This is a genomic window from Guyparkeria halopsychrophila (genome assembly GCF_044582135.1).
Lineage (GTDB): Bacteria > Pseudomonadota > Gammaproteobacteria > Halothiobacillales > Halothiobacillaceae > Guyparkeria.
Genome location: NZ_JBDODP010000004.1, coordinates 131981 through 142496 on the forward strand (window position 1 = coordinate 131981; position 10516 = coordinate 142496).

At 58.7% G+C, this 10516-nt stretch carries 12 protein-coding genes; 6 read left to right on the forward strand and 6 right to left on the reverse strand.

What is annotated here, in order from left to right:
• Window positions 1-26: 26 nt before the first annotated feature.
• The 3 genes from ABGV18_RS03325 to ABGV18_RS03335 form a co-directional block, all read right to left on the reverse strand.
• Window positions 27-1658, reverse strand: a complete 1632-nt coding sequence (locus tag ABGV18_RS03325) for an ABC transporter permease subunit (protein WP_396584810.1) — start codon at window positions 1656-1658, stop codon at window positions 27-29.
• Between the two features lie 83 nt (window positions 1659-1741).
• Window positions 1742-2803 carry a Fe(3+) ABC transporter substrate-binding protein gene (locus ABGV18_RS03330; RefSeq protein WP_396584811.1) on the reverse strand — a complete coding sequence of 354 codons (1062 nt, stop codon included), beginning with the start codon at window positions 2801-2803 and terminating at the stop codon, window positions 1742-1744.
• Between the two features lie 484 nt (window positions 2804-3287).
• Window positions 3288-4229: a LysR family transcriptional regulator gene (locus ABGV18_RS03335; protein WP_396581828.1), complete on the reverse strand. Its 942-nt coding sequence runs from the start codon at window positions 4227-4229 to the stop codon at window positions 3288-3290.
• Between the two features lie 126 nt (window positions 4230-4355).
• Between ABGV18_RS03335 and ABGV18_RS03340 the strand changes: the two genes are divergently transcribed.
• The 6 genes from ABGV18_RS03340 (at window position 4356) to ABGV18_RS03365 (ending at window position 8877) form a co-directional block, all read left to right on the forward strand.
• Window positions 4356-4910 carry a cytochrome b gene (locus tag ABGV18_RS03340; protein WP_396581827.1) on the forward strand — a complete coding sequence of 185 codons (555 nt, stop codon included), beginning with the start codon at window positions 4356-4358 and terminating at the stop codon, window positions 4908-4910.
• A 32-nt stretch (window positions 4911-4942) separates the two neighbouring features.
• Window positions 4943-5533 carry a YceI family protein gene (locus tag ABGV18_RS03345; protein ID WP_396581826.1) on the forward strand — a complete coding sequence of 197 codons (591 nt, stop codon included), beginning with the start codon at window positions 4943-4945 and terminating at the stop codon, window positions 5531-5533.
• A 470-nt stretch (window positions 5534-6003) separates the two neighbouring features.
• Entirely contained in the window at window positions 6004-6879 is an 876-nt protein-coding gene (locus ABGV18_RS03350; protein ID WP_396581825.1) for a RipA family octameric membrane protein, read from the forward strand.
• A gap of 1 nt (window position 6880) precedes the next feature.
• Window positions 6881-7258 carry a TIR domain-containing protein gene (locus ABGV18_RS03355; RefSeq protein ID WP_396581824.1) on the forward strand — a complete coding sequence of 126 codons (378 nt, stop codon included), beginning with the start codon at window positions 6881-6883 and terminating at the stop codon, window positions 7256-7258.
• Between the two features lie 79 nt (window positions 7259-7337).
• Window positions 7338-7943 carry a hypothetical protein gene (locus ABGV18_RS03360; protein ID WP_396581823.1) on the forward strand — a complete coding sequence of 202 codons (606 nt, stop codon included), beginning with the start codon at window positions 7338-7340 and terminating at the stop codon, window positions 7941-7943.
• 544 nt (window positions 7944-8487) lie between these two features.
• A complete protein-coding gene (locus tag ABGV18_RS03365; RefSeq protein WP_396581822.1) occupies window positions 8488-8877 on the forward strand; it encodes an ADP-ribosylglycohydrolase family protein in 390 nt (129 codons plus the stop codon).
• Here the strand turns inward: ABGV18_RS03365 and ABGV18_RS03370 are convergent.
• The 3 genes from ABGV18_RS03370 to ABGV18_RS03380 all read right to left on the reverse strand — a co-directional run bounded on the left by ABGV18_RS03370 (window position 8874) and on the right by ABGV18_RS03380 (window position 10117).
• Window positions 8874-9218: a hypothetical protein gene (locus tag ABGV18_RS03370; RefSeq protein ID WP_396584812.1), complete on the reverse strand. Its 345-nt coding sequence runs from the start codon at window positions 9216-9218 to the stop codon at window positions 8874-8876. The two genes, ABGV18_RS03365 and ABGV18_RS03370, sit on opposite strands and share 4 nt — an antisense overlap.
• A 69-nt stretch (window positions 9219-9287) precedes the next feature.
• Window positions 9288-9827: a hypothetical protein gene (locus tag ABGV18_RS03375; protein WP_396584813.1), complete on the reverse strand. Its 540-nt coding sequence runs from the start codon at window positions 9825-9827 to the stop codon at window positions 9288-9290.
• Window positions 9824-10117, reverse strand: a complete 294-nt coding sequence (locus ABGV18_RS03380) for a hypothetical protein (protein WP_396581820.1) — start codon at window positions 10115-10117, stop codon at window positions 9824-9826. Before ABGV18_RS03380 ends, ABGV18_RS03375 begins: the two co-directional genes overlap by 4 nt.
• Window positions 10118-10516: the final 399 nt, after the last annotated feature.

Genomic DNA, 10516 nt, shown 5'->3' on the forward strand with positions numbered 1-10516 from the left:
AGCGTGCCTCCAGGGAAGCCAAATGCTTACTCATCAATCGCGTCACGGCTGGAGATGCTGCCTTCATGTCCTCTCGCACGGGTGATCGAGCGACTGACCAGGATCACCGGGATCAGGCCGGCGGCCACGATGGCCAGGGCCGGCAGCGCGGCGTCGCGCAGTCGCTCGTCGGAGGCCAGTTCGAATGCCCTGACCGCCAGCGTGTTGAAGTCGAATGGCCGCAGGACCAGGGTCGCCGGCAGCTCCTTGAGCACGTCGACGAACACCAGTAACGCGGCGGTGAGAAGACTGCCACGAATCAGCGGGATATGCACCCGCCAGAGCGTGCGCCCGGCGTTCGCGCCCATCGAGCGGGCGGCGTCGTCCATGCTCGGGCGGATGCGCCCCAGTCCCGCTTCCACCGTGTTGAGGCTTACCGCAAGGAAGCGCACCAGGTAGGCGAACACCAGTGCGGCGACCGTGCCCGACAACAGCAGCCCGCTGGAGATGCCGAACTGCTCGCGCATCCAGCCATCGAGGGTGTTGTCGAAGGCGGCGAACGGGATGATCACGCCCACCGCGATCACCGTACCGGGCAGGGCATAGCCCATGCCGGCGATGCGGTTGATGGTGAAGGTCAGCCGCCCCGGCATCAGCCGATGGCCGTAGGCGAGGAACAGCGCCAGCAACAGTGCCAGGATCGCGGTCAGCCCGGCCAGCCCCACCGAGCGGGACACCAGCACCGCGAATTCGCCCAGATCCCGGGTGGGGGCCACTTCCAGGCTCCACGTCAGCAACTGGGCCGACGGCACCAGAAAGCCCAGGGCCAGGGGCAGGAGGCAGGCGATGAATGCCAACATCGCCGGCCCGCGGCGCAGCTTGAACGAGGGGCGCGCCTGCCAGTTGCCGTGATGGTGGTAACGGGCCTGTCGCCGGGAAAGCCGCTCGATGATGATCACCGTGAAGATGAACGTCAGCAGCAAGGCCGAAAGCTGCGCGGCGGCAACGATGTCGTCGAGGCCGAACCAGGTGCGGAAGATGCCGGTGGTCAGCGTCGGGATGCCGAAGTACTGCACCGTGCCGTAGTCCGCCAGCGTCTCCATGATCGCCAGCGACAGGCCGGCGACGATCGACGGCCGCGCCAGCGGCAGGGCGACGCGCCGGAACATCGCCCAGGGCCCCAGTCCCAGCGAGCGGGCGACGTTCAGCGCGCTGGACGACTGCTCGAGAAAGGCCGCCCGGGTGAGCATGTAGACGTAGGGGTAGAGCACCAGCGTGAGCATCACGACGGCCCCGCCCAGCGAGCGTATTTCCGGGAACGGGTAGTCGCCCACCGACCAGCCGGTCAGCGCGCGCAGGCCCGATTGCACCGGCCCGGCGACGTCCAGCAGCCCGGTGTAGGTGTAGGCGATGATGTAGGCCGGCATCGCCAGGGGCAGCAGTAGCGCCCACTCGAAGAACCGCCGGCCCGGGAATTCGCACACCGACAGCAGCCAGGCCGTGCCGGTGCCGAGAATGAAGGTGCCGAACCCGACACCAATCGCCAGCAGGGCGGAATTGATGACGTAGTCGGCAAGCACCGTGTCGGCCAGGTGCGACCAGGTCGCCTTGTCCGGCCAGAACACGGACGCGACGATCACCGCGAGCGGGATGGCCAGCAGCGCGGTGATCAGAATCATGCCCGTTTTCCACGCAGACAAGCCGCCCGCCCCTGTCGGGACGGCCGGCTTGTCGATCAGGACGTGGGGCTGTGCGTCCTGGCTTACTGCCATCCGGCCCGGTCCATGAGCTTCACGGCATCCGGGTTGAACTCACCCAGTGTCGACAGGTTGAGCTCGTCGGCCTTGAACTCGCCCCACTGGGCCAGCGTTTCGGCGGCGGGCACGCCGGCGCGCACCGGGAACTCGTTGTTGACCTGGGCGTACCACTCCTGGGATGCCTCGGTGGTCAGGAACTCGAGCAATTGCGTGACCGCTTGCGCCTTGTCGCTTGCCGCGACCATGCCGGCCCCGGAGACGTTGACGTGTGCGCCACGGTCGTCCTGGTTCGGCCAGACGAGTCGCACGGCATCGGCGGCTTCGCGGTCGGTGTCGCTGCCATTCTGCATGGCGCCATAGTAATAGGTGTTCGCCACGGCGATATCGCACTCGCCGGCGGCCACGGCGCGGATCTGATCACGATCGCCGCCTTGGGGCTTGCGCGCCATGTTGGCGACCAGGCCCTTGGCCCACTCCTCGGTCCACTCTTCACCGTGCTCGGCGATCATCGAGGCGACCAGCGACTGGTTGTAGACGTTGTCCGAGGAACGGATGCAGATCTTGCCCTTGAATTTCGGATCGGCGAGATCGGCGTAGCTGGTGATCGCACCCTCTTCGACGCGCTCGTTGTGCGTGAAGATCACGCGGGCGCGCTGGGAGAGGCCGAACCACTGGTTGTCGACGTCACGCAGGTTGGCGGGGATGCGATCGCTCAGCGCATCAGACTCGATCGCCTGGAACACGCCGGCTTCCTTGGCACGTTGCAGGTTGCCGGCATCGACGGTGATCAGGATATCCGCCGGGGTGTTGCGGCCTTCATTCTCCAGGCGGGAGAGCAGGGCGCCGGCGTCGGCCGTCAGCAGCTTGACCTCGATGCCGGTCTCGTCGGTGAAGCGATCCAGCAACGGGGCGATCAGGTCTTCCTTGCGCGCGGAGTAGACGTTCAGGGTGGTCGCGCCCTGGTCGGCGGTGGTGTCGCCGTTCTGCTCGGCGTTGTCACTGCAGCCGGCAAGGCCCAGGCCGGCAGTGGCGAGGGCCAGGGCGGCAAACGGGAAAAATCGGGACATGATCGAGACCTCTTGGCTCTTGTCTGAAAGGCAGTTTGGCGAATTGCATCGTCAGGGAAACTCTGTACGAATCCGATGTCGCTCTGCGGGCCTTGAGCCGGGCAGGTGCAAGGCGCTCGTCCGCCGCGGAAGAGTCATTCTCTTTCCAAGGACGACAACGCCGCAGATGCCCGGCTCAAGGCTCGCCCTGCGGGGCTCGGCGAGTCGTCCGTGCTCTGTGTTGCGCCGTCTTGACGTGGCCGCCACCACGCCGGCGACGACACGCCTTGATCACGAACGACTCGACGGGCCAGAGCGGCATCGGATTCGTACAGAGTCTCCCCAACGCGAGCTCACGATAGCCAAGCTTTTTTTGGCTGTCAAATGAGAATCATTCCTAGTCCAACTTCGATTGGTATCTGAGTTTTCCTCTCGGGATTGAGCGCACGAGCCGCGGGCCGCATCGGGGGCATCGCCCGGCATGGGCGGCTTGCGGCGGGCGTACTCAGGGTGCGGTCGGCCCCTTGCTCGCGATTGGCAGGTGGTGATCCCAGTAGGGTTCGCCGGCGAAACGCTGGGCGAGAAAGTCGATAAAGGCCCTTACCCGCGCCGAGAGGTGGCGGGTCTGCGGGTAGACCGCGTAGGCCCCGATCTCCGGCCAGGGCACGTCGGTGAGGATGGGCACCAGCCGTCCCTCGGCGATCGCGCGGTGCAGCAGGAAGGTCGGTTCGATCACGATGCCCGCGCCACGTATCGCCGCCTCGCGCAGGAAATCGCCGTTGTTCACCCGCAGGCGGCGCCGACCATGCACGGGCTGCCAGCGCCCCTGGCTGTCGGTGTAGCCCCAGACGCGCGTTTCCGGGACGTTGCTGTAGATCAGGCAGTCGTGATCGGCGAGATCCGCGGGGTGGTGCGGGGTGCCGAAACGAGCAAGGTAGTCCGGGCTGGCGACGGCGAGGCTGCGGATCGGGGCGAGCCGACGGGCCATCAGGGTGGAGTCCGGCAGGCTCGCCAGCCGGATCCCGAGGTCGTAACCGTCGGCGACCAGATCCACCTCGTTGTCATCGAGATTGAGGTCGAAGTTCACCCCGGGATGGGCGTTCATGAACGCGGTGATCGCCGGTTGCAGGTGCATCAGGCCGAACGAGAGCGGCGCGGCGATGCGCAGCACGCCGGAGAGCTCGCCATGTTCGCGGGTGACCGCCTCCTCCGCCTGGTCGAGATCGGCCAGCAGGCGGGTGGCGCGATGGTAGAACGCCTCGCCCGACGGAGTCAGCGCCAGGTGCCGGGTGGTGCGATGCACCAGCTCCACGCCGAGGTGGTTTTCCAGTTCCCGCAGCCGCCGACTGACCGCCGACTTGGCGATGCCGAGCCGGTCGGCCGCCGCGCTGATCGTGCCGGCATCGGCGATGCAGATGAAGTTCGCCATTGCGGTAAACCGGTCCATGTTGTTCTCTTTTCGGCAACAGTGTTTTCAAGATTAGTGATTTAAAAACCGTCTCGCAACGACCATGCTCCCTCTGCAATCGGAGGCTGCCGTGGAATGGCCGGCGACGTGAGGGGGAGGGCATCGATGCAGTGGCGCAACACGCGATCGGGGTACGGCCTCGTGGCCATCGGCCTTCACTGGCTGGTGGCGGTTGTCGTGATCGGCATGTTCGCGCTGGGCTGGTGGATGGTGGAGCTGACCTATTACGACCCCTGGTATCGCCAGGCCCCGGCCATCCACAAGGCGACCGGCGTGCTGCTGTTCCTGGTGCTCACCGCGCGCCTGCTCTGGCGGTGGCTCAACCCCTCGCCTCGTCCCATCGGCCGACCATGGGAGCGGCGGCTGGCAGGCCTGGTCCATGCCCTGTTCTACCTGCTGCTGTTCGCCCTGATGATTGCCGGCTACCTGATCTCCACCGCCGACGGCAGCGCGATCGACGTGTTCGGGTTGTTCTCGGTGCCCGCCACCATCAGCGACCTGCCCGAACAGGAGGACATTGCCGGGGACGTGCACCGCTGGCTGGCCTGGACCGTGATCGCCCTGGCCGGGTTGCACGCGCTGGCGGCCTTCAAACACCACTTGTTCGACCGGGACGACACCCTGCGCCGGATGCTCCGGCCCGCCGCGACCCGGCGCTGAAGTCCATTTTTTCTGACACGAGGAGATCGACCATGTTGACCCAACGCCTTTCCGCCGCCCTGCTGGCCGGCGCCATCGCCGCGCCCCTCTCGGCGCTTCCCGTCACCGCCCAGGCGGCCGAGTACGTCATCGACACCGAGGGGCAGCACGCCTTTATCGAGTGGCGCATCAACCACATCGGCTTTTCCTGGCTGTACGGCCGCTTCAACGACTTCGAGGGCAGCTTCGAGTACGAGGACGGCCAGATCGAGGATGCCAGCGTCGACGTGACCATCGACATGGCCAGCCTTGATTCCAACCACGCCGAGCGCGACAAGCATCTGCGCGAGGCCGACTTCTTCCACGTGAAGGAATACCCCGAGGCGACCTTCAAGAGCACCGGCATCGAGTCGACCGACGACGGCTTCGTCATCACCGGCGATCTGACCATGCGCGGGGTGACCAAGGAGATCGAGATCGAGGCCGAGAAGATCGGCGAGGGCGACGACCCCTGGGGCGGCTATCGCGCCGGCTTCCACGGCACCACTACGTTGACGCTCAAGGACTTCGGCATCGACTACGACCTGGGGCCGGCGGCGACCACGGCCGAGGTCACGCTGTCGGTGGAGGGTGTGCGTCAGTAGGTCGATGCCCAGGCAAATGCGCCGCGAACACCAAACGCCTCGGCAGATCCTGTCGGGGCGTTTTTAGTTACAACCCGTCAACGTATATATCGCTACCTATATGCGATAGCCTGCAAATTGGACACCCGAATGGCGGGACGCCTGGGCGATTGCCAGAGCCCCGCCCCGCCGGCACAAAGGAACGCCTCGAATGGCATGGATGCATACCACCAGTTCAACGGGGACGATCAGGCGCCCCGGATACCCAGCTACGCCATGGCCGACACAGGAAAGGGTTCTGACCCCTTTTCTCTTATCATGCGGAGTCGCCGAATAACAGCCCACACGAATTTCTTGCTACTGGTTGCAAGTCATTGATTGTGAGAGCCCTTCTGGGGTAGAAGCGACTTGGCCCGGTGACTTATGCAGCGCTTAGGCCGTTTATTTATAGTTAGCACGCACAATACCGAGACATTCGGAGCATATTCAAATTGAAGATTTTTGTTTGCAACAGAACAAATGACTTAGAGGCAACCAACGCAGTTTTGGATGAGCTGCTCTCTGTTGCACGAGACTCCATCGCGGTTTTGAGAGAGACCGAGCATTCCGAAAACTGGAAGGAGAGAGTTGAAAAGCAGTTCAAGGAGGTCGACTTTGTCGTCTTTTTTGTAGGGGAGGATACTTTTAAGAGCGACCCCATGAAGTGGGAGTATGCCAAAGCTAAAGCCATGAACAAACAGATAGTTGGTATAAAGCTACCGTCTGCCTGCGAAGAATCCGTTCTTTTCTGTCAAGGATTTCCTGTCTTTAGGGAACCTGAGAGCTGCTGGGCCTATCTGGAGAAAACGTACCAGGAGGACCGTCAGCTATTGCTTGAGCAGTACAAGATAATGGTCGGGTCAACTGAAAAAGTAACCGATCAAAGAATGCGTGTTAACAACCTGTTTTTTACGGTCACTTCAACAATATTATCTGTTTCCCTTGTGGTTGGTAAGTCTTTTGAATTTTCTGTGGTCGGTGCAATAGGAATGCTAGCCCTTTCAGTCATGGCACTTGTGGTTACTTTTTTATGGGAAAAGCTTGTGCGTTCTTATGGCAAGCTGAACACTGGTAAATTTACTGTTATTGACCAAATAGAAAAGCAGCTTAGAACGAATATGTTCGAGCATGAGTGGAATGTTCTAAAGCAGCAGGTCGGATATGAGTCTAACACTGAAACCGAAGCCACGGTAGTGAGAAGGTTTCGGTGGTTTGTCCTAATGGTAATACTAGTTGAGTCAATATATGTATTTATCCAATCTGATGCCGCTGAACTAATGAATAAAGTTGAGTGGGCATCATTAATGTGCAAAACCGAAGGAGAGTGAAATGACCAAGAGAATATTCACAAGCTTTGCGATTGAAGACGAAAGGATGAGAGACCTATTTGTCGGTCAGGCAAGAGCTGAGCGTGTCCCTTATGAACTTGTGGATATGTCGGTTAAAGAGCCTTGGAGTGACTCGTGGAAGACGCGCTGCCGAACAAAGATAAAGGGCTGCGATGGAGTTGTGGTTCTTGTTACGAAGAATCTCAAACAGGCCGATGGGGCCAGGTGGGAAATAAAGTGCGCAAAAGAGGAAGGGGTTCCTATTATCGGAGTTTGCATTGGTGACGCTACTGCTAATGACGCGCCAATCGAGTTAAATGGTGTCAGGAAGATCACATGGACTTGGGTTGGAATCGCAGGCTTTGTTAACGGCCTTTAAAAGTGCTAACAATCGTCTGCACAGCGACCGATTTTCCGCTGCTTCGCAGCTCCAAATCGGCTCGTGATCCGGGCGTTATATGGATGAGGAGAAAGTAGTGCCAAGGCAGGTCGCCCTAATTGCACGCTGGAATGAGAAGGCTGCCGATTTAGGGACCCGGCTTCTGGCTCTTTCTTGCTTTGATAACAACCGCTTCGTCAATGGTCGAAATGCCATTGAGGACGACTTGAGTTCTTTCGAGTCATTGCGCCTTGATATCACTACCGAAGTTATCGATTTGCTTCACGAGTACTGCTTTATATTGCGTAAGCTAATCGAGAGAGCGGATTGTGTCTCGCAAGCCAGGAAGCTTTACCCGCACCCAGGAAATGGGAATATCATCATCAATAAAGACGGTCCTGATGAGCGAGAAGTATTGCTTTGCCAAAGGGATTTGTGGTGGATTTTAGGCAGAGTTATTCACTCTCAGTCTGTAATGGTGCTGGGAGGGGACACCGATCTTCTTCGGGTATACAGTGATGGCAAAAATCGCAGTTACAGCGATGGTTATTGTTATGTTTCAGTCGAATCGGATTTCGATGAGGGAGTGCGGCATATTCTCCACATTCCTTCTCTGGTCCACATTTTCTTGTTCTCGGCCTTAGCTTCGCAGATAAAAGAAGTAGTACGCGATAACACCATATAACCAAGGTCGGAAAAAGGGGGGGTCAGAACCCTTTAAGACGCTTCTCTGATTTCGCACGCGTTCAACGCAAGTGCTGATTACCAAACCGCATTGGCAGGCGCGCGAGGCACTTTCTCTTGCTTGCCCAAGAGAAAGTGCCCAAAGAGAAGGGCACCCCTCGCCTTGGCCCTATGGGCTTCCCTCCCGTCCGGGATGCCGCGGACGGGTCGGTTCGACGCGACGTCGTGTCGCGGCGAACCTCGGGTCGGCGTCCATGCCGACCCGACCCTGCGGCACCCCGGCCGCTCGGCAAGGGCGAAGGGGGCAGTCGAGCCTGATCACTCGGTGCCATGAACAATTTGGTTTATTCCGCTTATGGCTGGCACGCGCCGTTGGCGCGTTTAGAAACGACCCTCGCGCGCCAGGCGCGGCGCTAGCTCATGGTCACTCCGCGCAACCGGCGTACGAAACGACTCTCACCCGGTAATGGATGCCCACTCGAGTGGCGACTACGCTTGTAAGCGATAGCCGGAGACGTCTTTAACGAATCACCGTCGGAGGCTCCATGACCAATCGCGACGATATCCAAGACCGGGCCGCCGGCGCGATCATGGGCGCCTTCATCGGCGATGCCCTGGGGCTGGGCCCGCACTGGTACTACCACCTCGACGCGTTACGTCGGGACTACGGCGACTGGATCGGCGGTTACACCGGCCCCAAGCCCGGTCGATACCACGAGGGCCTCAAGGCAGGCCAGCTCTCCCAGGCGGGGATCATCCTCGACTTGATGCTGCGTTCACTGGTGGAGGCGAATGGTTACGACGAAGAGGATTTCTGTCGACGTCTGGATGACGACCTCTTCCCAATGCTCGATGGCACCCCGGCCTCGGGTCCTGAAATAAGGGGTCAGAATCCTTTAAAATGCATCGATGGGTTTGCACGCCTTCAACGCTAATTTGGTACGTATTGAAACATTAAAGAGGCGGAAATTGGCCAGCCGACGAAGCCAGCCAGGCTCAACGCAAGTGCCCCACCAACGCGCTCTAAGAGTCCGCCTAAGATTGCGGCCAAGATGCCAAGGATGAAAATTATGAATGGCGCCCACCATACGACCGACCAGCCGTAATAACCTAGATAGGCAAACCCGGTGAGGAGGCCGAGGAAAGAGGAAATGGTGAGCAAAAATCTGAAGCCCTCACTTGCCCCACGGAAGTTCTTGACATGTAGCTGCTGGTAAAAAATAAATACACTGAAGAGGCAATAAAATGCAATTGAAGGCAATGAGAGCGTTTCCATTTGTTCTCCTTGAATGGGGGGCGATTCAGTCAGATATGGCATGCGACTTCTTGAGGGAGCGCAACACTTTTAATAGAGGAAAAGCATTGTGTTTCTAATATAGTCAAAGGCCTTCTTTGCGGTTTCAATTCCGTATGCCGGTGCATTGCATGTTAATGTGATACGCCTGCCTCGTGCGAATGTTGAGCCCATAAACTGCGTAAACCTAACTCTGCTGTCATTGAGGAATAGGTTGTATGATAACTCAACTAATCCGGCGTCTTTTTGACCAATTGCACCCCTCCAGTAACGTTTTATTTCTAAATCATCAAAGGCTCCACTCAATTGCGTTGAAAAGTAGCTTTTTGTGTGGTTGGTGGCTCGGAGTTGATTTAATGCCGCCTCGGAAAGGTTTTTTAGTTCTGCAAATTCTTTAGTAGACAAATTGCACGTCGCATCCGAACCATTATCTGCGGAAAGCAGGACCAAAGTCGTATGTAGTTGAGGTTCGCGCTCAGACCAATTGTCGTGATATCGGAACGATAGCTCTGACTCATCATCTGAAAACACATTATCCGCATAAGATGGTGGCGATAACATGAAAACCAAGATAAATGCAAAGTACTTCATGCTTCACCGCCTTCGGGAGAGGCTTGGTTTCTTCTCTTGATCCGACCTCTTGTTCTGAATATAAACAGAGAAACGATTGCGATAATTGGATGTATGATGACGCCAGCGGCAATCTTTAGACCAATTTCTTCTTGGGTAAAAAGATCCGAAGCTGTGGCATAAATAAGCATATTTGTAGCGATTGAGGATGAGATCCCGACAACGATGGCTGCTAATAGTGCAAGCCAGATGTTTTTAACAAACCTAGCTAGAAGGTAGCCTCCTGCAATATCCAATATGATGCTAAGCATTTGGCAGATCCTCAGTTTCGGTCTTGTGCGACGCGACAGTTTTCAGGTGGATACGTGTTTCCTGGGTTTTCGAAGGCGTGCCGACTCGTTTGATACCTTGAAGAACAACGTAGGCTCTACCTCCGGGCGGGTTCAGTCGGCGGTCGAGGTGTGCTTCCATGTCTTTGGGCTCCTTGCCTTCATGCGTCGTTTGATGGGGCTGGGACCAGCAGTTCGGTTGGCGGGTGGGACACCGATTCCACACGAATAGGACAAAGGGTTCAAGAGAATTTCCAAATCTCCAGGAAAGGGATCAGAACACTTTTCTGCGTGTGTCGGCACGGCGGCGAATGAAGATTTTCGCCCCTTGGCGGCTTGCCTCACGGCCGGCGGGTGGCCGAGGCTCAGCGCGACACGACG